The organism is Roseibium sp. RKSG952, assembly GCF_009711355.1.
The window spans coordinates 1-241 of the sequence record NZ_SMMF01000084.1; the positions used below are offsets into that span (position 1 = coordinate 1).

General features: G+C 57.3%; 1 pseudogene. It reads left to right on the forward strand.

Going from position 1 to position 241, the window contains the following annotated elements:
• Positions 1-241: pseudogene (locus tag E1297_RS00220) on the forward strand (IS30 family transposase); the annotation flags it as partial.

Here is a 241-nt window from a genome sequence, read left to right on the forward strand (position 1 = left end):
CTCGGCGATCGGCACTCTGGTGGAACGCTCTACACGCTTCACGCTCCTGCTGGATCAACCACAAATGCCCGGTCACGGCGTGGGCCCACGTAAAAAGAACGGGCCTGCGTCGGCCGGGCACGGCGCTGAAGCTGTTAGAGATGCCATCACCAAATCCATTCAGACGCTACCCAAGCATTTACGCAAATCGCTGACATGGGACCAAGGTGCCGAGATGGCTCAACATGAGCAATTGAAGGAA